This window comes from Loktanella sp. DSM 29012, assembly GCF_900110705.1.
Lineage (GTDB): Bacteria > Pseudomonadota > Alphaproteobacteria > Rhodobacterales > Rhodobacteraceae > Loktanella > Loktanella gaetbuli.
On record NZ_FOEJ01000001.1, the window covers coordinates 619,189 to 643,047 of the forward strand.

The 23,859-nt window shown below is 60.5% G+C and carries 25 protein-coding genes; 15 read left to right on the forward strand and 10 right to left on the reverse strand.

Translation table 11 applies throughout. The features are described 5' to 3' along the window. Positions 1-3: 3 nt before the first annotated feature. Both sucC and mdh read right to left on the reverse strand, forming a co-directional pair. Positions 4-1,197, reverse strand: a complete 1,194-nt coding sequence (sucC, locus tag BMX27_RS03075; protein WP_090158401.1) for an ADP-forming succinate--CoA ligase subunit beta — start codon at positions 1,195-1,197, stop codon at positions 4-6. Positions 1,198-1,410: 213 nt separating this feature from the next. Next, positions 1,411-2,373, reverse strand: a complete 963-nt coding sequence (mdh, locus tag BMX27_RS03080; RefSeq protein ID WP_090158402.1) for a malate dehydrogenase — start codon at positions 2,371-2,373, stop codon at positions 1,411-1,413. Positions 2,374-2,509: 136 nt separating this feature from the next. On the opposite strand from mdh, the gene BMX27_RS03085 reads away from it, so the two are divergent. Beyond that, entirely contained in the window at positions 2,510-3,265 is a 756-nt protein-coding gene (locus BMX27_RS03085) for a sulfite exporter TauE/SafE family protein (RefSeq protein ID WP_090158403.1), read from the forward strand. A 58-nt stretch (positions 3,266-3,323) separates the two neighbouring features. Here BMX27_RS03085 and BMX27_RS03090 read toward each other — a convergent pair whose 3' ends face one another. Then, entirely contained in the window at positions 3,324-3,986 is a 663-nt protein-coding gene (locus BMX27_RS03090) for a PRC-barrel domain-containing protein (RefSeq protein WP_090158404.1), read from the reverse strand. A 242-nt stretch (positions 3,987-4,228) separates the two neighbouring features. Here BMX27_RS03090 and BMX27_RS03095 point away from each other — a divergent pair, with 242 nt between their 5' ends. The 10 genes from BMX27_RS03095 (at position 4,229) to BMX27_RS03140 (ending at position 11,747) form a co-directional block, all read left to right on the forward strand. Beyond that, complete coding sequence (locus tag BMX27_RS03095; RefSeq protein ID WP_090158405.1) at positions 4,229-5,071, forward strand: HpcH/HpaI aldolase/citrate lyase family protein; 843 nt, start codon at positions 4,229-4,231, stop codon at positions 5,069-5,071. Then, entirely contained in the window at positions 5,068-5,628 is a 561-nt protein-coding gene (locus BMX27_RS03100; protein ID WP_090158406.1) for an NnrU family protein, read from the forward strand. Before BMX27_RS03095 ends, BMX27_RS03100 begins: the two co-directional genes overlap by 4 nt. Before the next feature lie 3 nt (positions 5,629-5,631). Further along, positions 5,632-5,838, forward strand: a complete 207-nt coding sequence (locus BMX27_RS03105; protein ID WP_090158407.1) for a DUF1737 domain-containing protein — start codon at positions 5,632-5,634, stop codon at positions 5,836-5,838. Then, the gene (locus BMX27_RS03110) at positions 5,835-6,860 is read left to right on the forward strand and encodes a MaoC family dehydratase (protein WP_090158408.1); all 1,026 of its coding nucleotides are present in this window, start codon (positions 5,835-5,837) and stop codon (positions 6,858-6,860) included. The genes BMX27_RS03105 and BMX27_RS03110 overlap by 4 nt, the downstream gene beginning before the upstream one ends. 245 nt (positions 6,861-7,105) lie before the next feature. Continuing rightward, complete coding sequence (gene sdhC, locus BMX27_RS03115) at positions 7,106-7,489, forward strand: succinate dehydrogenase, cytochrome b556 subunit (protein WP_090158409.1); 384 nt, start codon at positions 7,106-7,108, stop codon at positions 7,487-7,489. An 11-nt stretch (positions 7,490-7,500) separates the two neighbouring features. Continuing rightward, positions 7,501-7,872 (forward strand): succinate dehydrogenase, hydrophobic membrane anchor protein, encoded by a 372-nt coding sequence (gene sdhD, locus BMX27_RS03120; RefSeq protein WP_090158410.1) that lies wholly within the window; start codon positions 7,501-7,503, stop codon positions 7,870-7,872. 14 nt (positions 7,873-7,886) lie between these two features. Beyond that, the gene (gene sdhA / locus BMX27_RS03125) at positions 7,887-9,692 is read left to right on the forward strand and encodes a succinate dehydrogenase flavoprotein subunit (protein ID WP_090158411.1); all 1,806 of its coding nucleotides are present in this window, start codon (positions 7,887-7,889) and stop codon (positions 9,690-9,692) included. Continuing rightward, complete coding sequence (locus tag BMX27_RS03130; RefSeq protein WP_090158412.1) at positions 9,692-9,985, forward strand: hypothetical protein; 294 nt, start codon at positions 9,692-9,694, stop codon at positions 9,983-9,985. The genes sdhA and BMX27_RS03130 overlap by 1 nt, the downstream gene beginning before the upstream one ends. Positions 9,986-10,032: 47 nt before the next feature. Next, positions 10,033-10,812 (forward strand): succinate dehydrogenase iron-sulfur subunit, encoded by a 780-nt coding sequence (locus tag BMX27_RS03135; RefSeq protein ID WP_090158413.1) that lies wholly within the window; start codon positions 10,033-10,035, stop codon positions 10,810-10,812. Between the two features lie 89 nt (positions 10,813-10,901). Beyond that, positions 10,902-11,747 (forward strand): urea carboxylase-associated family protein, encoded by an 846-nt coding sequence (locus BMX27_RS03140; protein ID WP_090158414.1) that lies wholly within the window; start codon positions 10,902-10,904, stop codon positions 11,745-11,747. Here the strand turns inward: BMX27_RS03140 and deoD are convergent. Continuing rightward, entirely contained in the window at positions 11,744-12,448 is a 705-nt protein-coding gene (deoD, locus tag BMX27_RS03145) for a purine-nucleoside phosphorylase (protein WP_090158415.1), read from the reverse strand. The genes BMX27_RS03140 and deoD overlap by 4 nt on opposite strands. Positions 12,449-12,507: 59 nt before the next feature. Here deoD and BMX27_RS03150 point away from each other — a divergent pair, with 59 nt between their 5' ends. Continuing rightward, positions 12,508-13,026 (forward strand): DUF4329 domain-containing protein, encoded by a 519-nt coding sequence (locus BMX27_RS03150; RefSeq protein ID WP_090158416.1) that lies wholly within the window; start codon positions 12,508-12,510, stop codon positions 13,024-13,026. Positions 13,027-13,030: 4 nt separating this feature from the next. Here BMX27_RS03150 and BMX27_RS03155 read toward each other — a convergent pair whose 3' ends face one another. Together BMX27_RS03155 and BMX27_RS03160 are read right to left on the reverse strand one after the other, a co-directional pair. Next, on the reverse strand, positions 13,031-13,351 hold the full coding sequence (locus BMX27_RS03155; protein WP_090158417.1) for an H-NS histone family protein: 321 nt from the start codon (positions 13,349-13,351) through the stop codon (positions 13,031-13,033). Positions 13,352-13,435: 84 nt separating this feature from the next. Further along, a complete protein-coding gene (locus BMX27_RS03160; protein ID WP_090158418.1) occupies positions 13,436-15,403 on the reverse strand; it encodes a protein meaA in 1,968 nt (655 codons plus the stop codon). A gap of 149 nt (positions 15,404-15,552) precedes the next feature. On the opposite strand from BMX27_RS03160, the gene BMX27_RS03165 reads away from it, so the two are divergent. The 3 genes from BMX27_RS03165 (at position 15,553) to BMX27_RS03175 (ending at position 20,024) form a co-directional block, all read left to right on the forward strand. Then, positions 15,553-16,923, forward strand: a complete 1,371-nt coding sequence (locus tag BMX27_RS03165) for a 1-acyl-sn-glycerol-3-phosphate acyltransferase (protein ID WP_371260064.1) — start codon at positions 15,553-15,555, stop codon at positions 16,921-16,923. Positions 16,924-17,039: 116 nt separating this feature from the next. Continuing rightward, positions 17,040-18,320, forward strand: coding sequence for a crotonyl-CoA carboxylase/reductase (gene ccrA / locus BMX27_RS03170; protein WP_056033191.1), 1,281 nt, complete (start codon positions 17,040-17,042; stop codon positions 18,318-18,320). A 168-nt stretch (positions 18,321-18,488) separates the two neighbouring features. Beyond that, a complete protein-coding gene (locus tag BMX27_RS03175) occupies positions 18,489-20,024 on the forward strand; it encodes an ATP-dependent DNA helicase (protein ID WP_090158419.1) in 1,536 nt (511 codons plus the stop codon). Here BMX27_RS03175 and BMX27_RS03180 read toward each other — a convergent pair. The 4 genes from BMX27_RS03180 to BMX27_RS03195 all read right to left on the reverse strand — a co-directional run bounded on the left by BMX27_RS03180 (position 20,021) and on the right by BMX27_RS03195 (position 23,857). Then, on the reverse strand, positions 20,021-20,773 hold the full coding sequence (locus BMX27_RS03180; protein ID WP_090158420.1) for a TIGR02186 family protein: 753 nt from the start codon (positions 20,771-20,773) through the stop codon (positions 20,021-20,023). The genes BMX27_RS03175 and BMX27_RS03180 overlap by 4 nt on opposite strands. Next, positions 20,773-21,690, reverse strand: a complete 918-nt coding sequence (locus tag BMX27_RS03185; RefSeq protein ID WP_090158421.1) for a sulfite exporter TauE/SafE family protein — start codon at positions 21,688-21,690, stop codon at positions 20,773-20,775. The genes BMX27_RS03180 and BMX27_RS03185 overlap by 1 nt, the downstream gene beginning before the upstream one ends. 68 nt (positions 21,691-21,758) lie before the next feature. Further along, entirely contained in the window at positions 21,759-22,727 is a 969-nt protein-coding gene (locus BMX27_RS03190; protein WP_090158422.1) for an ABC transporter permease, read from the reverse strand. Further along, positions 22,727-23,857, reverse strand: coding sequence for an ABC transporter permease (locus tag BMX27_RS03195; RefSeq protein ID WP_056032359.1), 1,131 nt, complete (start codon positions 23,855-23,857; stop codon positions 22,727-22,729). The genes BMX27_RS03190 and BMX27_RS03195 overlap by 1 nt, the downstream gene beginning before the upstream one ends. Positions 23,858-23,859: the final 2 nt, after the last annotated feature.

Consider the following 23,859-nt stretch of genomic DNA (forward strand, 5'->3'; position numbering starts at 1 on the left):
GCCTCAGCCCTTGACCGCTTTGACGATCTTTTGCGCGCCGTCCTTGAGATCGTCGGCAGCAATCACGTCGAGGCCGGAGTTGTTGATGATCTCCTTGCCCTTTTCGACGTTGGTGCCTTCAAGACGGACGACCAGCGGGACCTTGAGGCCCACTTCCTTGACTGCGGATACAACGCCCTCTGCGATCACGTCGCAGCGCATGATGCCGCCAAAGATGTTGACAAGGATACCTTTGACGTTGGGGTCAGAGGTGATGATCTTGAAGGCCTCGGTGACCTTTTCCTTGGTCGCGCCGCCGCCTACGTCGAGAAAGTTCGCAGGCTCTGCGCCATACAGCTTGATGATGTCCATCGTCGCCATCGCAAGGCCCGCGCCGTTCACCATGCAGCCGATCTCACCGTCCAGCGCGATGTAGTTCAGGTCGTATTTGCTGGCGGCCAGTTCCTTGGGGTCTTCTTCGGTTTCGTCGCGCAACGCGGCGATGTCCGCGTGGCGGTATACGGCGTTCCCGTCAAAGCTGACCTTGGCATCCAGCACCTTCAGATCGCCCTTGTCGGTCACGATCAGCGGGTTGATTTCCAGCATTTCCATGTCTTTTTCGACGAATGCCTTGTACAGTTGGCCCATCAACTGAACGCATTGCTTGACCTGACCACCGGTCAGTCCAAGCGCGAATGCAACGCGACGGCCGTGGAACGGCTGATAGCCGGTTGCAGGATCGACGGTGAAATTCAGGATCTTGTCGGGGGTGTTCTCGGCCACTTCTTCGATGTCCATGCCACCTTCGGTGGAGCAGACGAACCCGATGCGGCTGGTCTGGCGGTCAACCAGCAGCGCAAGGTAAAGTTCGGTCTCGATGCCAGAGCCGTCCTCGATGTAGATGCGGTTCACGACCTTGCCTGCAGGGCCGGTCTGGTGGGTGACCAGCGTGCGGCCCAGCATTTTCTTGGCCTGTTCGGCGGCTTCTTCGACGGATTTGGCAAGACGCACGCCGCCGGCATCACCGGCATCGGATTCCTTGAATTTACCCTTGCCGCGACCACCTGCGTGGATCTGCGCCTTGACGACCCACAGCGGTCCGTCCAGTTCGCCTGCGGCGGTTTTCGCCTCTTCGGCGCGGGTGACGGCGCGGCCGTCGCTGACCGGGGCACCGTATTGGCGCAGCAGGGCCTTGGCCTGGTATTCGTGGATATTCATGGCGCGTCCTTCGTGTGGATCAGTTTGCAGCGGGATTGCATATTTCGGGGTTGAAAAAAAGAACACTTGCCGGGATGCAGCGGAAAACCGACATTTGTGATCACAGTAATATCGCGTGTGATCACAAGACGCATTTTGTTCACGGTGATCCGTCCTGAAACGACAAAGGGCGCCCTACAGGGCGCCCTTTCTCAACTGTGCATTCGTCCGTGATCAGGCGAGCGAAGGATCGATTTCCTTGCAGGCGGACACGAGGCCTTTCACCGCGTCGACCGATTTGTCGAACATCGCCTGCTCGTCCTTGTTCATCTTGATTTCCACCACACGCTCGACGCCGCCGGCACCGATCACGGTCGGCACGCCGACGTAGAACCCGTCGAGGCCGTAGGCACCATCCACATGCGCCGCACAGGGCAGAACGCGCTTTTGGTCCTTGAGGAACGATTCGGCCATTTCGATGGCGGATGTGGCGGGCGCGTAGAACGCGGAACCGGTTTTCAGCAGGCCGACGATTTCCGCGCCGCCGTCACGGGTGCGCTGCACGATGGCGTCCAGCTTGTCCTGGGTGGTCCAGCCCATGTCGACCAGATCGGGCAGGGGAATGCCGGCAACGGTGGAATAGCGGGTCAGCGGCACCATCGTGTCGCCGTGGCCACCCAGCACGAATGCAGTCACATCGCGCATCGAGACCTTGAATTCCTCGGCGAGGAAGTGGCGAAAGCGGGCGCTGTCCAGCACACCGGCCATGCCGCAGACCTTGTTGTGGGGCAGGCCGCTGAATTCGCGCAGCGCCCAGACCATCGCATCCAGCGGGTTGGTGATGCAGATGACGAATGCGTCGGGCGCGTGTTCCTTGATGCCTTCGCCCACGGCCTTCATGACCTTGAGGTTGATGCCCAGCAGGTCGTCGCGGCTCATGCCCGGCTTGCGCGGTACGCCGGCGGTGACGATGCAGACATCTGCGCCAGCGATATCGGCATAATCATTTGTGCCCTTGAAGGAACCGTCGAATTTGCCCGAGGGACCGGATTCGGCGATATCCAGCGCCTTGCCCTGCGGTGCGCCCTCGGCGATGTCGAACAGGACGACGTCGCCCAGTTCCTTAACCGCTGCGAGGTGGGCGAGTGTGCCGCCGATCTGTCCGGCGCCGATCAGTGCAATCTTGGGTCTGGCCATGGAATGGTTCCTGTCTAGCAAGTTAAACTTGGGCGTTGGGTTAGTCCTTTGATGGTCAGCCTGCAAGTGCGACGGTCATGGTCAATGCGTGGTTTCGTCGCTAACAGTTTGAAAATTCCCTATGTGAAAGCGCTTCATGACCCCGCTCGACCCGATGTTTTATGTCGTTGCAGTGCCCGCCGTGCTGTTCGCCGGAATTTCCAAGGCAGGGTTCGGATCGGGTGCCGCCTTTATTTCGGCAGCCGTGTTGGCACTGCTGGTCGATCCGGGCGTGGCGCTGGGCGTGATGTTGCCCTTGCTGATGTTGATTGATGCTGCGTCGCTGCGCCCCTACTGGCGCAAGTGGGATGGTCCGTCGGCGTGGGGGCTGATTGTCGGGGCCGTGCCAGGTGTGGCGCTGGGTGCACTGGTCTATTCATTCGTGAACGCGGACAGTTTCCGTATCCTGATCGGGGTAATCTGCCTGGCCTTTGTGGCCTATCAATGGGCCCGTTCTGCTGGGGTGCTGAACTTCCCGAATTTCGCGTTTTCGCGGGGGTGGGCTTGGGTGGCGGGATCGGTCGCGGGTTTTACCAGTTTCGTCAGTCACGCAGGCGGGCCGCCGGTGGCGGTGTTCACGCTGGGTATGGGCATGGACAAGACGCGATATCAGGCGACCAGCGTGATCGTGTTCTGGGCCATCAATCTGATGAAGTTCGTGCCCTATGGATTTCTGGGCATTTTTACCGCGCAAAGCCTGCTGGCCGACCTGATCCTGGCCCCTGTTGCACTGCTTGGGGCGTGGCTGGGTGTGAAGGCGCATTATTTCGTATCCGAAAGACTGTTTTTCGCCTTCACTTATGTCGCGCTGACAGTGACAGGTATCAGACTGATCTGGCTTTCGCTGACCTGACGACACGAAAAAGGCCGCCCCCAAAAGGGAGCGGCCCGCGTTCCGGCAGAAAAAGAGATTACATCTCGGCTTCGTACTCGGGCAGTTCTTCCAGCTGCTCTTCGGTCTGCGGGATCGACGCGCGGATATCGTCGCCATCGGTTTCCTGCATGATGGTCACGTCGGCAAAATCGACCGCGACGGCCTTTTCGCCCAGACCAAGGAATCCGCCGACTTCGATGATGACCTGCTGGATCATGCCGTCGTCGCTGAGGATCAAGTCACTGATCTCGCCGATTTCCTCGTCGTTGGTGCCAAAGACGGCTGCATCTGTCAGCTGCTCGGCTGTGACGTCCGCGTTCATCAGCTGCGTGTAGCCGTCCAGCGGCGACATGGCTGTCATGTCATCTGCTGTCTCTTCCATGGTCGCATCGACGTTGTCAGCGGTGTCTTCCATGGTCTGTTCGGCTTCATCCATGGTCTCGTCCATGGTTTCGCCTGCGGCATCCATCGTTTCGCCGGCTGCGTCCATGGTTTCTTCCGCTGCGTCCTCAACGGGCTCTGCGGTGTCCATTTCGGTGGTCGAATCGGTGTCCATCATCGTGTCGCCGGACTGCATCTCGTCAGTCATGGTGCCTTCGGCGGCCGGTTCCATAGTGTCTGTTTCTGTCTCGTGGCTGGCTGCGAATGCACCGTTGGACACGACAAGAGCGATAGCGGTAGTTGCGAGAAACTTTTTCATTTTCAGTACCTTGCTTTAGTTTAACTTGGCGGTCGGTTGCTCCATCCGCCTCTGGTCACTCAACTGCGCAGGGCCGATTTGGTTGCGTCGATCGGTCACAATATTTTCGCTGCGCGCCGACTTCCGCCGGTTCTGGCCCATGGCATGTGCGGGAACCGGCGCAGTTCCATGGGCCGAAAAACGACTTGAACAATTCGTCTGGATTTGGCCTTGTGCGCGCAACATTGTTACATGGAGGTCGCATGCGCCATCGCCCCACCCGTTCCGCACTTTATATACCCGGGTCCAAGCCGCGCGCGCTGGACAAGGCGCGTGACCTGACCTGCGACGTGATCCTGTTCGACCTCGAGGATGCAGTCTCACCCGACGCCAAGATCGCCGCGCGCGACACGCTGCGCGCCGCATTGGAACAGGGCGGATACGGCGCACGGATGACACTGGTGCGGATCAATGGCTTTGACACCGAATGGGGGCAGGATGATGCCCGCGCCGCAGCCGCCATGCCCTGCGATGGTGTCCTGATCCCCAAGGTCGACGGCCCTGCCGATCTGGATGCGGTTGCGGATGTTGTCGGTGATGTGCCGCTTTGGGCGATGATGGAAACACCTTTGGGTGTCTTGAATGCGCAAACGATCTGCGCGCATCCCCGGCTGGCCGGGATCGTGATGGGTACCAATGATCTGGCCAAGGATCTGGGCGCGCAAACCCGCGATGGCATGCGCACGGCGCTGCAACATTGCCTGCTGGCTGCGCGTGCCGCGGGCATCACCGCGATTGACGGTGTGTTCAACGCGTTCAAGGATGACGACGGACTGCAGGCAGAATGCACCGACGGTCGCGCCATGGGGTTCGATGGCAAATCCCTGATCCATCCTGCGCAGCTGGACATCGCCAACCGGATCTTTGGTCCGTCAGAGGCTGATATTGATCTGGCCCGGCGTCAGATCGCTGCATTTGACGCGGCTGCTGCCGCTGGACAGGGCGTCGCCGTCGTTGATGGTCGCATCGTAGAGAACTTGCATATCGTCACCGCGCGGGCGACCTTGGCCAAGGCAGAGGCCATCACCGCATTGGAGACGACATGACATTACTTATTCTGGGCCTGCTGCTGTGGGTTGCGGCGCATACGTGGAAACGGATCAGCCCGGGAACACGGGCAGATATGGGCGACCGTGGGCGTCTGTTTGCGGCCCTGGCGATCATCGCATCCGTCGTCTTGATGGTGATCGGCTACCGGGCTGCCGACGGCGCGGTCTATTGGGGGCGGGCTGGCTGGTCCACCGGCGTGAACAACCTGCTGATGCTGGTGGCATTCTATATCTATGCAGTCGGCGCGCCCAAACCCGGCAAGCCGCGGGTCTGGCTGGGTCGCAAGATCCGCCATCCGCAGCTGATCGGTTTTTCGATCTGGGCTGTGGCGCATCTGCTGGTGAACGGTGATGTGCCGTCATTCGTGTTGTTCGGCGGGTTGCTGGTCTGGGCGCTGGCCGAAATCGCTCTGATCAACAGGGCCGAACCGGAATGGATCCCGCCACCGCACCGCAGCGCGCGCAAGGAATTCATTCCCATCGTCGCCGCCATCGTCATCTATGCGATCGTTGCGGCAATCCACATCCTGCTTGGCTACAACCCGTTCGGATAAGACATGACAAAACTTTATCGCCTGCTGACCGAAGACGACACATCCGCGTTCTGCCACAAGGTGTCCGATGCCCTGTCCAAGGGATGGGAACTATACGGAACGCCGACCTATGCCTTTGATCATGCCAACGGCGTGATGCGCTGTGGCCAGGCCGTGACCAAGGACATCCCCGCCGATTACGACCCCGACATGAAGCTGGGCCAGCAATGACCAAAACCAACGCCGGGCGGTTTTTCGAGGATTATCGCGTGGGTGACGTCATCACCCATGCGGTGCCGCGCACCATCAAGATGGGTGAACGCGCGTTGTACCACGCGCTTTATCCCGCCCGGCACGCGCTGCATTCGGCCGATACATTCGCGCAATCCTGCGGTCTGCCGTTCAGCCCGCTGGACGATCTGGTCACCTTTCACACCGTCTTTGGCAAGACGGTGCCGGATGTGTCGCTGAATGCGGTTGCCAACCTCGGTTATGCCGAAGGTCGCTGGCTGACACCGCTCTGGCCCGGTGACACGATCACTGCGACGTCAGAGGTCATCGGGGTCAAGCAAAACTCCAACGGCAAAAGCGGCGTCGTCTGGGTCCGCACCACGGGGCGCAATCAGCATGGCGAGGACCTGCTATCCTACGTCCGCTGGGTCATGGTGCGCAAACGCGGTGACGGGCCTGCGCCGGAAACCGTGATCCCGAAACTGACGGACGCTGTGGCTGCCGATGAACTGGTGATCCCGGCCGGACTGGATTTCAGCGCCTATGATTTTGATCTGGCAGGCGAGCCGCATCGCCTGCGCGATTATGCGATAGGCGAGGTGATCGACCACGTCGATGGTGTCACGATCGAAGAGGCCGAACACATGCTGGCCACGCGCCTGTGGCAGAACACGGCCAAGGTGCATTTCGACGCCACCAACCGCCCGGATGGGAAGCGTCTGATCTATGGTGGGCATGTCATCAGCCTGGCCCGTGCGCTGTCGTTCAATGGATTGGCCAACGCGCAGATGATCGTCGCGCTGAACGGTGGTGCCCATGCGAACCCTTGCTTTGCCGGCGATACCGTTCGTGCGTGGTCCGAGGTGCTGGACGTTGCCGACACTGCGGCCCCCGGTGTCGGGGCCATCCGCCTGCGTCTGGTCGCCACAAAAGGTGCGGCAGGTGCGTTGCGCGATGCCGAGGGCAAATACCTGACCGACGTCTTGCTGGATCTGGATTACTGGGCGCTGATGCCCGTCTGACTGACCGGGATCACGGGCGACTCGGTTGTCTGAAATTGTTCCGTTTCCGCAAGGTCACATCAACGCAGGATCTGTTGTGTTCACGCTTTTAAATTTTGTGATCACGAAACGCGGGATTTCGGCTGACGCGTCAATTTCACGCGTGATTCCGGGGATGATTCCCGTGACTTCCTGTATGGAATGGTGCACATAACGGACAAATGCGCCGCTCGCCCCGGCGCCCAAGGGAACCGAAGGGAAATCTTATGGCCGATGCCAAGCAGGGCAACCGCCCGCTTTCACCGCATTTGACGATCTATCGTCCGCAGTGGACGTCGATGACGTCGATCTTTACCCGTATCACAGGCAACGCATTGCTTGTCGCCAGCCTGATGATCGTCTGGTGGTTCATTGCAGCCGCGTCCGGCCCGGATGCATTCGCGACGGCCGACGGTTTCATGACCAGCTGGTTCGGCGATCTGGTCATGTTCCTGTCGATGGCGGCGCTGTGGTATCACACGCTGGCCGGTGTGCGTCACCTGATCTGGGACCAGGGTTATCTGCTGGAGATCGACAAGGCCGAAACCGCCGGTCAGGCCATGGTGCTGATTGCAGTGCTTTTGACCATTTTCACCGTCATCGTGCTGTAAGGGGGCGAACAATGGCATATTTGACCGACCGTAAACGCGCCACCGGCATGGGTTCCGCCAAATCCGGCACCCAGCATCATTGGTTCATGACGGTATCGTCCGTCGCGTTGCTCATCCTGATTCCGTGTTTCGTATTCACGTTTGGCGCCACCTACGGCGCACCCTACGCGGACGTGGTCGCCTATTATCAGCGCCCGTTCCCGTCCGTGATCGCTGCACTGACCATCGCGGTCAGTTTTCTTCACTTTCGCGGTGGTGTGCAGACGCTGATCGAAGATTACATTCATGGCGCACTGAAAACACCGCTGATCATTGCGATGATCTGCCTTTGCTATGCTGCTGCTGCCGTCGGTGTTTTCGCCGTCGTCCGCCTTGCACTTTGAACCGGAGCTGACCAATGGCTGCTTACGATTACGAAACCCACAACTTTGATGCCATCGTCATTGGGGCTGGTGGGTCTGGCCTGCGTGCGACGCTGGGGCTGGCTGAACAGGGCCTGAAAACGGCCTGTATTTCCAAGGTGTTTCCGACGCGGTCGCACACCGTCGCGGCCCAGGGTGGCATTGCCGCGTCCCTGTCCAACATGGGCCCCGACCACTGGCAGTGGCACATGTATGACACCGTCAAGGGATCCGACTGGCTGGGCGATACCGACGCGATGGAATACCTCGCGCGTGAGGCACCCAAGGCTGTTTACGAGCTGGAGCACTACGGCGTGCCGTTTTCGCGCACCGAAAAGGGGGAAATCTACCAACGCCCCTTTGGCGGTCACACGACTGAATTTGGTGAAGGCCCGCCGGTGCAGCGCACCTGTGCTGCTGCCGACCGCACCGGGCACGCGATCCTGCACACGCTCTATGGTCAATCGCTCAAGCAAAAGGCCGAGTTCTATATCGAGTATTTCGCGACCGATCTGATCATGTCCGAAGATGGTGTGTGTCAGGGCGTGGTTGCGTGGAAACTTGACGACGGCACGATGCATGTCTTCAACGCCAAAACCACGGTTCTGGCGACGGGCGGTTACGGCCGTGCCTATTTCAGCGCGACATCAGCCCATACCTGCACCGGTGACGGTGGCGGCATGGTTGCCCGTCAGGGTCTGCCGCTGCAGGACATGGAATTCGTGCAGTTCCACCCCACCGGTATTTACGGCGCGGGCTGTCTGATCACCGAAGGCGCGCGTGGCGAAGGCGGTTACCTGACCAACTCCGAAGGTGAGCGTTTCATGGAACGCTATGCGCCGACCTACAAGGACCTTGCGTCCCGTGACGTGGTCAGCCGCTGCATGACGATGGAAATCCGCGAAGGCCGCGGTGTCGGTCCGAAGAAGGACCACATTCACCTGAACCTGAACCACCTGCCGCCCGAAACGCTGGATCTGCGTCTGCCGGGTATCACGGAATCGGCACGCATCTTTGCCGGCGTCGACCTGACAAAGGAACCGATCCCGGTGCAGCCGACCGTGCATTACAACATGGGCGGTATCCCCACGAACTACTGGGGCGAGGTGCTGCACCCGACCGAGGAAAACCCCGATGCCATCGTGCCGGGCCTGATGGCCGTGGGCGAGGCAGGCTGTGCGTCGGTCCACGGTGCGAACCGCCTTGGGTCCAACAGCCTGATCGACCTCGTCGTGTTTGGCCGTGCAGCCGCCATTCGCGCCGGCAAGGTCGTCGATCCCAACACGCCGAATGCGCCCCTGAACAAGGCATCGGTCGATGCTGCGTTCGATCGTTTCGACGGGCTGCGCCACGCCAGCGGTGGCACCCCCACCGCAGAGCTGCGTCTGGAAATGCAAAATGCCATGCAGGCCGATGCCGCCGTTTTCCGCACGGACAAGACATTGGCCGAAGGCGTGGAAACCATGACCGGCATCGCCGCGAAACTGGACGATTTGCACGTCACGGACCGCAGCATGGTCTGGAACAGTGACCTGATGGAAACGCTGGAACTGACGAACCTGATGCCGAACGCGCTGGCGACCATCGTTTCCGCCGAGGCCCGCAAGGAAAGCCGCGGCGCACATGCGCACGAAGACTATCCCGAGCGTGACGATACGAACTGGCGCAAGCATTCGCTGGCAAAGGTTAAGGGCAACAAGACTGACCTGTATTACCGTCCGGTCCACCTTGATCCGCTGACGACGCAGGACGAAGGCGGGATCGACATGGCCAAGATCGCGCCGAAAAAGCGCGTCTACTGATGGTGCTGCGCGGGATCAGCCTGATCGCACTGTCGGTGCTGGTGGCCTGCGGGCCACCGGCACCGCTGACGATCCAGCAGATCGAGGCGCGCTGTGCCGATCAGGCGGCCTCGGCCGCGGGGCCGACGGGACAGGTCGCGATCGGCGTATCCAGTTCGCGTGGGGTACAGACGGGTATCGCCATTGGCGTGACGGATGATTTCCTGCGCGGCCGTGATCCTGCGACGGTCTATGCCGAATGTTACACACGGCTCAGCGGTGCTGCACCGCTGACGCCCTATTCCGCCCGCTAAGGGCACGCTTTGACGGGCGATCCGCCCACCGACGAAAGGTCTGAGACATGGTCGAACTGACGCTTCCCAAGAACAGCCGCATGGTGACGGGCAAGACATGGCCCAAGCCCGAGGGTGCCACCAATACCAAAAAGGTGCAGGTCTATCGCTGGAGTCCCGACGATGGCAAAAACCCGCGTCTGGATACCTATTACGTCGATCTGGACAACTGTGGCCCGATGGTCCTGGATGCCCTCATCAAGATCAAGACGGACATCGACCCCACGTTGACCTTTCGCCGGTCCTGCCGCGAGGGGATCTGCGGGTCCTGTGCGATGAACATCGACGGCGTGAACACACTGGCCTGTATTTCGGGCCTCGACGAGGCGAAGGGCGACATCAAGATCTATCCGCTGCCCCACATGCCCGTGGTCAAGGACCTGATCCCGGACCTGACGCATTTCTATGCGCAGCACGCCAGCATCATGCCGTGGCTGGAAACCAAGACGAACGCGCCCGCCAAGGAATGGAAACAGTCCATCGAGGACCGCGAGAAACTGGACGGCCGGTACGAATGCATCATGTGCGCCTGCTGTTCGACGTCCTGCCCCAGCTACTGGTGGAATTCGGATCGCTACCTCGGCCCGGCGGCGCTGCTGGCCGCGCACCGCTGGATCGTTGACAGCCGTGACGAGGCAACAGGCGAGCGTCTGGACGACCTTGAGGATCCGTTCAAACTGTATCGCTGCCACACCATCATGAACTGTGCGAAAACCTGTCCCAAGGGTCTGAACCCCGCCAAGGCGATTGCGGAAATCAAGCACATGATGGTCGAGCGGATCGTTTGATTTGCTCTGTATGACATAGGTGCAGAAACGCCGTCCCATGACTGGGGCGGCGTTTTCGTTTCGCGCGATGACAACTGAGAGGCGCAAAGATGACTGTGACTGACATGCCGCCAGAGGATGCCGACGCACGCCGTGCGGTGCCGCCGGTGATTTGCTATCCCAATGATGCGTTGCCCGTGCCGAAACCCGCATTGGACCGCGCACATCAGCCGCTGCAGGTCATCGAAACCGTGCGGGTGCCACCGCGCGATGCGGGTTTCGTGCGGGTGCGCGCAGGTCAGGTGCTACGCATCCTGTGTCCCGACGGTCCACAGGTCGGCGATCTGAACCTGTTTAACGCGCATGACCTGTCCGAACGTTTCTATTCAGGCAAGACGCGGGCGCTGCACGGGTCGCATGTGACGACCGGGGATCGGCTTTGGTCCTGTTTTCCGTATTTGCGGCCCATGGCCACCGTCGTGGCGGACAGTCTGGGCTGGTACGGGCGCGATGCCTTCGGCGGCGCGGTCCATGATGTGATCGGCACGCGCTGTGATCCTTATACGGCCAATCTGCTGGGCGGGGCGCAGTATCATCATTGCTGCCATTCGAACCTGACCCGCGCGTTGTCGGATGCATCCGGTCTGCCGCTGACCGAGGCCGAACCGCATGTCCATGATGTGCTGAACGTGTTCATGTGCACCGGTTTCACCGCAGACACTGGTCAGTATTTCATGAAGGCAAGCCCGGTCCGCGCGGGCGATTACCTGGACCTGCTGGCCGAGATCGACCTGCTGGCGGTGTTGTCCGCCTGTCCGGGTGGCGATTGCAGCGCGCAGCATTCTTCCGACGTGGCGGTCTGCTATCCGCTTGATATGCAGGTCCTGGACACGAAAGAGGCGGCCCCTTGGTCGGAGCCGCCGCTGAATTCATACGACCGCAGTCACGGGCGTTAGGCGAAGGCGGCTTCGAGCGCGATTTCCACCATATCGCCGAACGTGCGTTCCCGCTGGTCGCTGGGCAGTGATTCGCCCGTGATGATGTGGTCGGACACGGTCATGACAGCCAGCGCACGGCGCTTGTAGCGGGCTGCCAGAATGTACAGCTCAGCCGCTTCCATTTCGACGGCCAGAACGCCGTGGCGAATCATCTGTTCGGTCAGGTCGTTGCGTTCCGCATAGAACGTGTCGGACGAATAGATGCTGCCGACGTGGGTCGGCGTGTCACGCTTTTGCGACGCGGCATAGGCGGCCTGCAACAGCCCGAAATCGCAGACAGGCGCATAGTCGATTTCGCGAAAGATCGTCGATGATGGCGTGCCGGTCGACGTGGCCGTCATGGCAAGCACGACGTCGCGGACCTTGACGTCGTCCTGCATGCCGCCGCAGCTGCCGATGCGGATGATAGTCTGCGCGCCGTAGTCTTTCATCAGTTCGTTGGCGTAGATCGACATTGAAGGCATGCCCATGCCGGACCCCATGATCGTCACGCGGTTTCCGTTCCACATCCCGGTAAAGCCCAGCATGCCCCGGACCTCATTGATGCAGACGGCGTCGGTCAGATAGGTTTCTGCCGCCCATTTCGCGCGGTAGGGATCGCCGGGCATCAAGACCGTTTCAGCGATATCGCCAGGCTTGGCGGCAATGTGAGGTGTCATGGGTTCTTCCTTTGCAATTTACCGCTAGTATTGGTCGAAACCGGGGCGAAAGAAAAGCGATGCGGCACATCCTAAAGATCATTTTGATGGGCCTGCCGCTGACCTCGCTTGCAGCCCAGGACCTTGATGAGCTGGCCTTGGCCGAACGCACCCTTGGCGACCTGCAAGCGCTGTCTTTTGCTGAGCGGCGTGAATACTGTGGATTTCTGGGCTACAATGCCGACGGCGATCTGGTTGCCAGCCGACCGGAAAAGGGGACGATTGATAGCTGTTCAGCCCCATTTCCACCTGATCTGGCGGTGACAGCATCCTATCACACGCACGGGGCCTATGATCCGGGCTATTTCAACGAATTGCCCAGTCTGATGGACGTCGATGGGGACGCCGACTTTTTTCTGGACGGCTATGTCTCAACCCCCGGCGGGCGACTGTGGTATGTGTCTGGTCGAAACCGCAGCGTGCATCTGATGTGCGGGCTGGGCTGTCTGCCCGTTGCACCCGATTTCCGCAAGGGATCAAGCGGAGAGATCCTCGATGGCTATACCTACGAGGATCTCCGACGCGCGTTGCAACGCTGAAAAATCAGATTTCCAACGTGGACGGATCAGTTCCGGCCGCGATTGCGGTCTTGAACCAGTCTGGCTGACGGCCTTTGCCGGTCCAGGTTTGTGTCGCATCGTTCGGGTTGCGATATTTCGGTGCCGATTTCGTCGCTGCCGCGCGTTTCGCACCCGGCAAATTCGACAGGTCGGCCAGCGTGAAACCGTATTCCGCTGCGGCCTTGGCAGCGGCTTCCTGGGCCATTTTCAACTCGCGGCCTTCGATGGATTTGAGGGCCTTGTCGACATCCTTGCGCAGTTTTTCGAGTTCCTTGCGCGACATTTCGTTCAGGTTAATGGTCATGAAGACACTCCTATGCGAACGTTTGTTTTCCAAACGCGGTATCGCAGAGCATTCGCATTAACGAGGGGATGAAATCAAGTTGTATTATTCGGCAGCGACAGCCGTCGGATTAACCAACGTGACGATATCTTCCATTATTCGGTTCAATTCGAAATCCTTGGGTGTATAGACTTTGGCGATTCCCATTTCCAATAGCCGGACGGCATCTTCGTCCGGAATAATGCCCCCGGCAACGACCGGAATGTGGGACAGGCCGTTTTCGCGCATCTTATCCATGAATGTCGCGATCAGTGGGATGTGCGAACCCGAAAGAATTGACAGGCCGATCACATGCGGATCGTCCTGCTTTGCCGCGGCGACCAGCGCGTCGGGGGACAGGCGAATACCCTCATAGGCGATATCCATCCCACAATCGCGGGCGCGTGCGGCAATCTGTTCAGCCCCGTTGGAATGACCATCCAGACCAGGCTTGCCAATCATGAATTTCAAACGCCGCCCGAGGGTGTTTGAAACAGCATCGACGCGCGCGCGCAGATCATCCAATCCTTCGGTCTGGTTGGACGGCGCACGCGCGACCCCCGTCGGACCGCGGAACTGGCCGAAAACCTCGCGCAGGATACCCGCCCATTCGCCGGTTGTGACACCAGCTTTTGCGGCTTGGATCGACGGCGGCATCATGTTGCTGCCATCGCGGGCGGCGGCACGCAGTGCGGCGATAGCTTCTTTCACAGCGGCAGGGTCACGGTCCTGTTTCCAGGCCGCCAGCCGCGTCAGTTGATCCGCCTCTGCCGCGGCATCCGCAACCATGATCGCGTCTTCGCCGGCGGTCAGGGGTGACGGTTCGCCCGCCTGCCATTTGTTCACGCCGACGACGGTGGTGTGACCGCTTTCGATGCCACGGATCCGCGCTGCATTGCTTTCGACCAGGCGGTTCTTCATGTAGCCGATCGCCTTGACCGCGCCGCCCATCGCGTCAATCTGCGCAAGCTCTGCCCGTGCGCCCTGCTTGAGGGTTTCGACCTTGCGTTCGATTGCGGGGTTTCCGTCGAACAGATCCTCGTATTCCAAAAGGTCGGTTTCATAGGCCAGGATCTGCTGCATCCGCAACGACCACTGCTGGTCCCATGGCCGGGGCAGGCCCAGGGCCTCATTCCAGGCCGGCAATTGCACAGCGCGCGCCCTGGCGTTCTTGGACAATGTCACGGCCAGCATTTCGATCAGAATCCGATAAACGTTGTTTTCGGGCTGCTGTTCGGTCAGGCCAAGCGAATTGACCTGCACACCATAACGGAACCTGCGATATTTCGCATCCTCGACCCCATAGCGGTCACGACAGATTTCGTCCCACAGTTCGACAAAGGCACGCATCTTGCACAACTCTGTCACGAACCGGATTCCAGCATTCACGAAAAACGAGATTCGCCCGACCATTTCCGGAAAGTCCGCCTCGGACACCTTATCGCGCAAATCGTCCAGCACTGCCGTTGCGGTTGCGAGAGCGAATGACAATTCCTCTTCTGGTGTCGCACCGGCCTCTTGCAAATGATAGGAACAGATATTCATCGGATTCCATTTCGGCAAATGCGCGCGCGTGAAGGCCGCCACATCGGTAATCATGCGCAGCGACGCCTCTGGCGGACAGATGTAGGTTCCGCGCGACAAGTATTCCTTGATGATATCGTTCTGTACGGTCCCCTGCAGCGCGCTGATATCGGCGCCCTGTTCTTCGGCGACCGCGATATACAGCGCCAGCAACCAAGGGGCGGTCGCGTTGATCGTCATCGAGGTGTTCATCTGTTCCAGTGGAATAGCGTCGAACAATGCGCGCATGTCGCCCAGATGGCAGACAGGCACGCCGACCTTGCCGACTTCTCCTTGGCTCAACTCATGGTCGCTGTCGTATCCGGTCTGGGTCGGCAGGTCGAATGCGACGGACAGGCCCGTCTGACCCTTTGCCAGGTTGCCGCGATACAGCGCATTTGATGCCTTGGCCGTGGAATGACCCGCATAGGTCCGGAATAGCCAGGGGTGGTCTTTCGTGGTCTCGGTCATCACGGCTCCGATCGTCGCGCAACAATGTTTCGTCATGAACTGAATAGAGGACACTTTGCTACAACGTCAAGATGCCGCGTCGCAGCATGTATCGTGTTCCCATTGTCGTGAGCGGGATTCCCTGCCACCAATGGCGCATGACGCAACCGGTGACATTACCATTCTGGGCTTTTGGGCTAATCCTGATTTTTGCCGGGGTCACCTTTGCGTCCCACTTTCTGTTCCCTTCGGTGCGCTGGTTTTTCCGCAAGCGGGCCGAACGCGTCATCGCACGACTGAACCAGCGGCTTGCCCGTCCGATCGAGCCGTTCAAGCTGGCCCGGCGGCACGACATGATCCAGCGTCTGATCTATGATCCAGAGGTGACGGCCGCGATCGTCGAATACGCCCGCGAAGAAAACACGCCTGAAAACGTCGCCTTTGAAAAGGCGCAGAGATACGCGCGCGAAATCGTGCCGGGGTTTTCCGCGACGGCCTATTTCAGCTTTGGAATGCGGATCGCACGCTGGCTGTCGAACTCTCTCTACCGCGTGCGGATCGCCACATTCCCGCGTCAGGAACTTGAAACGCTCGACCCGAACGCGACCATCATCTTTGTCATGAACCATCGGTCGAACATGGATTATGTGCTGGTCACCTATCTGGTCAGCAGGGCCGGTGCATTGTCCTATGCGGTGGGCGAATGGGCGCGTGTCTGGCCGCTGTCGGCCCTGATCCGCGCGCTGGGGGCGTATTTCATCCGGCGCAGGTCGCGGGGCAATCTGTATCGCCGGGTGCTGGCGCGCTATGTGCAGATGGCGACGGATAACGGTGTGACACAGGCGATGTTCCCCGAGGGCGGCCTGTCATTGACAGGCGAGGTGCGGCCAGCAAAGCTGGGCCTGCTGAGCTATATCGTCACCAATTACAAACCCGGTGGGCGGGACGTGATCTTTATCCCGGTCGGTCTGAACTATGACCGCACCATCGAGGATCAGTTTCTGATTCGCGCCCACAAGAGGGGCAATCGCAGGTTTCGTCCGCCTGCATCGACGGTGCTGCGCGGCGTGTCATCGCATCTGTGGGCGCGGCTGACGCGGCGGTTTGATACATTCGGGACAGCATCCGTCGGGTTCGGGCAGCCGTTGGAGCTGTCGTTGTTTCTGAAAGAGGTGACAGGCGATCCGACCGAGGCGGTTGCCAATGAACTGATGGAACGTGTGCGTCAGGTGGTTCCTGTTCTGGCAACGCCGCTGGTCGCGCGCCTGTTGCTGGAAACACCGGGATTGGATCGTGAGGCGCTACTGGGTCGGGCACGGGACTGCCTTGCGGCCTTGGCAGAGCAGGACATGCCGCTGCCCCGCCGGTCTGCTGAGGAACTGGTCGAGGATACGTTGCGTCGACTGGGTAGTCGCGGCCTGTTGCAGGAGATTGGTGGCCGCATCGAGATCACGCCGGCGGGGGAAGAGGTCCTGCCATATTATGCCGCCAGCATCGCACATCACTTTCCGACCGAGGGACAGCAGGAATCCGTCACGTAATTAAATTACAAAAATAGCGATATTGGGGTTGCATAGTTACGCTGCAACCGCATAAACAATTCCTGCGCCGGTACTGCGGTGCAGCGAATTGGTGGATCATCGCGATGGAGACGGACATGGCCCTAGATCGAAGCGCAACCGAAGCGGCGGCGGAAAAGACACTCTACGAGGTCGGCCAGCTGCCGCCTCTCGGCCATGTGCCGGACCAGATGTATGCGTGGACGATCCGGCGCGAGCGTCACGGCGAACCCGACAAGGCATTCGAGATCGAAGTCGTTGACGTGCCCAAGCCTGACAGCAACGAAGTGCTGGTCATGGTGATGGCGGCAGGCGTCAACTACAACGGGATCTGGGCCGGCCTCGGCATTCCCCTCAGCCCATTCGACGTGCACAAGGCGGATTATCACATCGCGGGGTCCGACGCCTCGGGGATCGTCTGGGCCGTGGGCGACAAGGTGAAACGCTGGAAAGTCGGCGACGAGGTCGTGATTCATTGCAATCAGGACGACGGCGACGACGAACATTGCAACGGTGGCGATCCGATGGACAGCCCCAGCCAGCGCATTTGGGGCTATGAGACACCTGACGGCAGCTTTGCCCAGTTTACCTGCGTGCAATCGCAGCAGTTGATGCTGCGCCCCAAGCATCTGACATGGGAAGAGGCCGCCTGCTATACGCTGACGCTGGCCACCGCATACCGGATGCTGTTCGGCCACCACCCGCACGAGCTGAAGCCCGGTCAGAACGTTCTGGTCTGGGGGGCCTCGGGCGGTCTGGGGTCCTATGCGATCCAGTTGATCAATACGGCAGGTGCCAACGCAATCGGCGTGATTTCAGACGAATCCAAACGTGATTTCGTCATGTCGCTGGGTGCAAAGGGCGTGCTGAACCGCAACGATTTCAACTGCTGGGGCCAGATGCCCACGGTCAACACGCCAGAATACAAGGAATGGTTCGCCGAGACGCGCAAGTTCGGTAAGGCGATCTGGGACATCACCGGCAAGGGCGTGAACGTCGACATGGTGTTCGAACACCCGGGCGAAGCGACGTTCCCCGTGTCGACCTTTGTTTGCAAACGTGGCGGCATGGTCGTGATCTGCGCAGGCACCACCGGCTATAACCTGACATTCGATGTGCGCTACATGTGGATGCACCAGAAACGTCTGCAAGGCAGCCACTTTGCCAACCTCAAGCAGGCATCGGCCGCGAATCAGTTGATGATCGAACGCAGGCTGGATCCATGCATGTCAGAGGTGTTTGGCTGGGACGACATCCCCGCCGCCCACACCAAGATGCGCAAGAACGAACACAAGCCCGGCAACATGGCCGTTCTGGTTCAAAGCCCGCGCGCTGGCCTGCGCACGGTCGAGGATGCACGCGCCGAACAGCGCGGGTAAGACTTGCACCACGGGACAAAGGGTCCGCCGGTTTGGCGGGCCCTTTTTTGTCTGCGGTCCTACCGCAGCGGTGCGCGTCTGCGGAACTGAACACGGCACCGCATGAACCCGGCGCGCAGGCCCGGTTAGCGCTGGCAGGGCCGGGCCACCGCAGGTAGTGTCGCGGCCATGAATACCCCCGCGATCACCTTTTCCGATGACCAGGCGCAAGCCTGGGACAATGTTGCCGTTATTCTGCGACAGGCGGGCATCGACCTTGACGGCGACCTGCTGGAACCGCCGCAAACGGACGAATCCGACGTGATGGCCGTGATCGGCAAGGCGGGCAGCGGCAAGACGATGTTGCTGGCGGAACTGTATCGCGCGCTGGAGGGCGCTGGCGTCGATATCGTGTCAGGCGACTACGAGAGCAAAAAGCGTCCCAACCGCCGTACGCTGGCGATCCTGGCACCAACGAACAAGGCCGCCAGCGTCTTGCGCAATCGTGGCGTGCCTGCAACGACGATCCACCGCATCCTGTACACGCCCGTTTATGATCCCGAATATGAACGGGTGGCCGAATGGCTGGCAGGGCAGGGCGAACGACCTGAAATCGAGGGCCTGACCGACCTGTCTCTGGACCGCGCCGCCGCGTCCTATGAGCTGCACAAATCCATTCCCGCAGCACTGGCCGCCGCCGGTCTGCGCGGCAGTGATTTCATCACCGGCTGGAAACGCCGCGAGGAACCACTGGATATCGGGTTCGTCGATGAATCCTCGATGCTGGATCAAAAACAGTTCGAAGATCTGCGCGAGATCTTTCCCACCTTGCTGTTGTTCGGTGATCCGGCCCAGTTGCCGCCGGTCCAGTCCAGCGGTGGCATGGTTTTCGAGACACTACCAGAGAGCCGGGTGCAGACGCTGAATCGCATCCATCGTCAGGACGCAGACAACCCGATCCTTGATCTGGCGCATGCGCTGGCAGACCCGATGCTGGATTTCTATCATTTCGAGCGGATGATCGCAGAGGCCGCCGCGCGCGACGAACGTGTGGTCATGGCCCAAAGGGTCGAATCCGATCTGATGGCGCGGTCACCGGTTCTGGTCTGGACGAACAAGACGCGCATCAGGTTGATCCACGCCTTTCGCGCGGCCTTTGATGCACCGCCCGACAGCCTGCTGGAAGGCGAGCCGCTGATCTGCGACGGCATCGAACTACCGATGAAGCACCGCAAGAAACGGCTCGACCTCGAGGCGCGCGGCCTGATCAAGGGCGCACAGGTCATCTACCTTGGGCCGGGCAAGCGGCCCGGTTTCAGCCGTTTGCACCTGATCGGCGCACTGGACCCGCAGATGTCGGCGGCCAGTATCGTCAAGATCGAACACGAGGGCGACGCCGAACCCTTTATCCCCTTTGCCGCGAAGATGGGGGCGACGTTCCTGCACGGGGCCGCTGTCACCATCCACAAGGCACAGGGGAGTCAGTGGGACACGGTGCAGGTCTTTGCTCCCGATATCGAAATGGCGTCCCGCATGGGCCGGGTCGAGGCTGGCCAGCCGCTGTGGAAACGGCTGGCCTATGTTGCCATCACGCGGGCGGAAACGCAGTTGCGCTGGGTCGTGCGGAACCGTCTGGGCAAACCGGCGGAACCGGTCTTGCGGGTCGATGATCTGAAACCCGGCCCTGCGCCCCTAGTCTTGCAGGCCGAAACCGACGACAGCTAGCGGCGCAGTGCTGCAAATCCGGCCGATGCCGCCCAACCCGCAGCCGCCGCCAGGACCAGAGACAGCATCCCGTAGATCAGCGGATCGGAATGCGCGAGGTTGTACAGCCACCGTTCCAGTCCAACCTTTTGCACGGGAATGACGGTGCTGGCCTCGTCGATGGGGCGACCGTCACGGGTCAGGAAAATACGCGCCACATAATCGCCTTCGGTCAGATTGGCAGGCAGGGCAAATGACGCCATGAACAGCGTATCCTGTTCCAGATCGACGCCGTTGATCTGGGTCTGATACAGGTTATCCGCCTCGCGGATGCGGATCAGTGCCTCGGTGAATGCGGCGCTGTCCTGCACGGTTGCGCCAACCGACCGGATCGCGCGAGGGATCGTGATCTCTTGGCGCAGGTCTGACGTGTCACGCAGCACCTCTTGCAAGGGGCCGGATGTAGCCACTGCATAGAATGAGGGGGCATTGTCGACCTCGACCTCGTCGGTGTTGATCCAGATGCCATAGCGGCGGGCCTTGCGATAGACCGACACGCGCTGGTCGGGGCCCGCCACGGTGACGATGACGCCCAGATCGCCGTCGTCCGTCGGGGCGGGTGCGTCGCGGCGGACAGCACCAAAGATCAGGATATCATCCCCGTCAAAGGTCGCGGTGATCGAAACGGAATCCTGGCTTAGTCCCAGAACGATGGTTTCTGCACGGGCAGCACCGGTCAAAATAAGCAAGATCAGGATGATGCGGAACATCAGACCCCTCCTGCGCTGACGGAATAAAGTTCGGCCGGTTGCAGCAGCAAATCCAGCGCCAGTTTCCCGCAGACCAGCAGCACCAGCAACGCCAGCAGGATGCGCAGCTGTTCGGCCTTGAGCCGAAGCCCCAGGATCGCCCCGAATTGCGCACCGATCACGCCGCCGATGATCAAGAGCAGGGCGAGCACGATGTCGACGGTATAGTTCGTCGTGGCGTGCAGCATGGTCGTGTAGGAGGTCACGAAGATGATCTGGAACAGCGATGTGCCGATCACCACCTTCGTCGGCATGCCCAGCAGATAGATCATCGCAGGCACCATCACGAAACCGCCACCCACGCCCATGATCGCGGACAAAATGCCGACGAACACGCCGACCAGCAGGGGCGGCACGACCGAAATATACAACCCCGATACCCGGAATTTTACCTTCAGCGGCAGCTTGTGCACCCAGTTGTGCTGACGGCGTGCGCGACGCGGACCCGACGGGTTACGCGCCCGGCGCATGGCGTTCAGACTCTCGATCATCATCAGCGACCCGATGGTGCCCAGAAATACCACGTAGAACAGGTTCACCAGCAGATCGACCTGACCTAGTGCGCGCAGGTAGTTGAACACGACCAGACCCAGCGACGACCCGATCAGGCCGCCGATCAGCAGCACGGTGCCCATTCGGAAATCGACCGTCTTGCGTTTCACATGGGCCAGCAACGCAGAAAAGCTGGAGGCAACGATCTGGTTTGTCGATGTCGCAACGGCGACAGCCGGGGGAATGCCCACAAAAAACAAGAGCGGCGTGATCAGAAACCCGCCGCCCACACCGAACATGCCCGATAGCAACCCGACCAGCCCCCCGAGGCCCAGCAACAGGAACGCGTCGACCGACACTTCGGCGATGGGTAGGTATATCTGCATGTCTGATCCGGACAGTGGCACGAAAACGATAACCGGGCGCGAAAGCGCACCCGGCTGTCATAGCACCCTTACCGCTCTTTGACGTAGGGTTCACCCCCTGCACGTGGTGGAATCGCCTTTCCGACGAAACCAGCAAGGATGACGACGGTCAGGATGTAGGGCAGGGCGTCCAGCAGCTGCGACTGGATGTTGAATTGCAACACCCGTTCGATCAGGTCGGACCGTAGTGCTATGGCTTGCAGGAAACCGAACAGCAGGCAGGCCCACAGACAATAGACGGGCCGCCATTTTGCAAAGATCAGCGCGGCCAATGCGATATAGCCACGTCCGGCGCTCATGTCCTTGGTGAATCCCGCTTGCAGGGCGGTCGCCAGATAGGCACCTGCAATGCCGCACAGCACGCCACAGATGGCCACGGCAGCGAACCGCATACCGACGACGCTGATGCCCGCCGTGTCGACCGCCGCCGGATTTTCACCCACGGCCCGCAGGCGCAGACCGAAACGGGTGGAAAACAGCACCCAGGCCGTGATCGGGACGATCAGCAGCGCGAGATAGACGATGATGGTATGGCCTGAAATCAGCTCGTAATAGATTGGACCCAGCACGGGCACATCGCGCAGTGCCTCGGCCCCCGGCAGGGTGATGGGATTGAACCGTGCGGCACCCGCCAGCTGGGGCGTGCGTCCGCCTTCGGCAAACCAGCTTTGTGCGATGACGACCGTCAGGCCAGCGGCCAGAAAGTTGATGGCGACCCCTGAAATCAACTGGTTGCCCCGGAAGGTGATCGAGGCGAGCCCGTGAATCGCGGACAACAACAGAGATGCAAAGATCCCCGCCAACAGGCCCAGCCAGACGCTGCCCGTGACCGCAGCAATCGCCGCGGACAGGAATGCGGCAGCCAGCATCTTGCCCTCTAGCCCGATGTCGAAAATGCCCGCACGTTCGGAAAACAGACCGGCCAGACAGGCCAGCAGCAGCGGTGTTGCCAGTCGCAGTGTCGAATCCAGCAGTTGCAGCAGTGTCAGCAGATCCATCAGTTCGTCCCCACGGCAGGCGTCGATTTCGCGTCAGGCTTGGGCGGCTTGCGGCGCGACAGGAAAAACCGTTCCAGCGGCATCCGCACCATGTTGTCCAGCGCACCGGTGAACAGGATGACCAGCGCCTGAATGACGACAATCAGCTCGCGCGGGATAGACGTCCACAGCGCCAGTTCTGCCCCGCCCTGATACAGAAAGCCGAACAGGATGGCGGCGAGAAATACGCCCAGCGGGTGACTGCGCCCCATCAGCGCCACGGCGATGCCGATGAAACCAGCACCTTCGACAGCGTTCAGCACCAGGCGCTCTGCCTCGCCCTGCACGTTGTTGATCGCCATCATCCCGGCCAGACCGCCCGAAATCAGCAATGACACGACGATGATCTTGGTCGGGCTGATGCCCGCGTATTTCGCTGCCGATTCCGAATGCCCGTAGGCGCGGATCTCGTATCCCAGGCGCGTGCGCCAGATCAGCGCCCACAGCGCGATACAGGCCGCGATTGCCACGAAAAAGCTGATGTTCGCCGGTGCGCCGCGAAACAGCGTGGCCTCACCGAACGAAAACATGTCCTGAAAACTGGGCAGATGCGTGGTTTCGGGAAACTTGCCTGTGGCGGGTTCCATGCTGCCCGCAGGTTTCAGCGCGCCGACCAGCAGATAGTTCAGCAGCGCTGCGGCGATAAAGTTGAACATGATCGTCGTGATGACGATGTGACTGCCCCGCTTGGCCTGAAGAATCGCCGGGATAAAGGCCCAGGCGGCCCCGAACAGCGCCGCACCGACGCTGGCCGTGATCAATGCCAGCGACCAATGCGGAAACGGGATGTACAGACACACGAGGGCGACGCCCAGACCGCCCAGAACGGCCTGACCTTCACCACCGATATTGAACATGCGCGCGTGAAACGCGATGGCCACGGCGAGACCGGTAAAGATGAAATTGGTCGCGTAATACAGCGTATAGCCCCAGCCATAGGTCGACCCCAGCGCGCCATCCACCATCAGTTTCAGGGCATCCCAGGGGTTTTCACCAATGGCCAGGATGACCAGCGCCGAGAGAACCGCCGCCAGCAGCAGCGAAATCAGCGGAACCAGAATGACCTCGGCCCATTTTGGCATGACATCCATGA

Coding starts and splice junctions, on each gene's coding strand:
- sucC (WP_090158401.1), bottom strand. CDS start 1,197: ATGAATATCCACGAATACCAGGCCAAGGCCCTGCTGCGCCAATACGGT.
- mdh (WP_090158402.1), bottom strand. CDS start 2,373: ATGGCCAGACCCAAGATTGCACTGATCGGCGCCGGACAGATCGGCGGC.
- BMX27_RS03085 (WP_090158403.1), top strand. CDS start 2,510: ATGACCCCGCTCGACCCGATGTTTTATGTCGTTGCAGTGCCCGCCGTG.
- BMX27_RS03090 (WP_090158404.1), bottom strand. CDS start 3,986: ATGAAAAAGTTTCTCGCAACTACCGCTATCGCTCTTGTCGTGTCCAAC.
- BMX27_RS03095 (WP_090158405.1), top strand. CDS start 4,229: ATGCGCCATCGCCCCACCCGTTCCGCACTTTATATACCCGGGTCCAAG.
- BMX27_RS03100 (WP_090158406.1), top strand. CDS start 5,068: ATGACATTACTTATTCTGGGCCTGCTGCTGTGGGTTGCGGCGCATACG.
- BMX27_RS03105 (WP_090158407.1), top strand. CDS start 5,632: ATGACAAAACTTTATCGCCTGCTGACCGAAGACGACACATCCGCGTTC.
- BMX27_RS03110 (WP_090158408.1), top strand. CDS start 5,835: ATGACCAAAACCAACGCCGGGCGGTTTTTCGAGGATTATCGCGTGGGT.
- sdhC (WP_090158409.1), top strand. CDS start 7,106: ATGGCCGATGCCAAGCAGGGCAACCGCCCGCTTTCACCGCATTTGACG.
- sdhD (WP_090158410.1), top strand. CDS start 7,501: ATGGCATATTTGACCGACCGTAAACGCGCCACCGGCATGGGTTCCGCC.
- sdhA (WP_090158411.1), top strand. CDS start 7,887: ATGGCTGCTTACGATTACGAAACCCACAACTTTGATGCCATCGTCATT.
- BMX27_RS03130 (WP_090158412.1), top strand. CDS start 9,692: ATGGTGCTGCGCGGGATCAGCCTGATCGCACTGTCGGTGCTGGTGGCC.
- BMX27_RS03135 (WP_090158413.1), top strand. CDS start 10,033: ATGGTCGAACTGACGCTTCCCAAGAACAGCCGCATGGTGACGGGCAAG.
- BMX27_RS03140 (WP_090158414.1), top strand. CDS start 10,902: ATGACTGTGACTGACATGCCGCCAGAGGATGCCGACGCACGCCGTGCG.
- deoD (WP_090158415.1), bottom strand. CDS start 12,448: ATGACACCTCACATTGCCGCCAAGCCTGGCGATATCGCTGAAACGGTC.
- BMX27_RS03150 (WP_090158416.1), top strand. CDS start 12,508: ATGCGGCACATCCTAAAGATCATTTTGATGGGCCTGCCGCTGACCTCG.
- BMX27_RS03155 (WP_090158417.1), bottom strand. CDS start 13,351: ATGACCATTAACCTGAACGAAATGTCGCGCAAGGAACTCGAAAAACTG.
- BMX27_RS03160 (WP_090158418.1), bottom strand. CDS start 15,403: ATGACCGAGACCACGAAAGACCACCCCTGGCTATTCCGGACCTATGCG.
- ccrA (WP_056033191.1), top strand. CDS start 17,040: ATGGCCCTAGATCGAAGCGCAACCGAAGCGGCGGCGGAAAAGACACTC.
- BMX27_RS03175 (WP_090158419.1), top strand. CDS start 18,489: ATGAATACCCCCGCGATCACCTTTTCCGATGACCAGGCGCAAGCCTGG.
- BMX27_RS03180 (WP_090158420.1), bottom strand. CDS start 20,773: ATGTTCCGCATCATCCTGATCTTGCTTATTTTGACCGGTGCTGCCCGT.
- BMX27_RS03185 (WP_090158421.1), bottom strand. CDS start 21,690: ATGCAGATATACCTACCCATCGCCGAAGTGTCGGTCGACGCGTTCCTG.
- BMX27_RS03190 (WP_090158422.1), bottom strand. CDS start 22,727: ATGGATCTGCTGACACTGCTGCAACTGCTGGATTCGACACTGCGACTG.
- BMX27_RS03195 (WP_056032359.1), bottom strand. CDS start 23,857: ATGGATGTCATGCCAAAATGGGCCGAGGTCATTCTGGTTCCGCTGATT.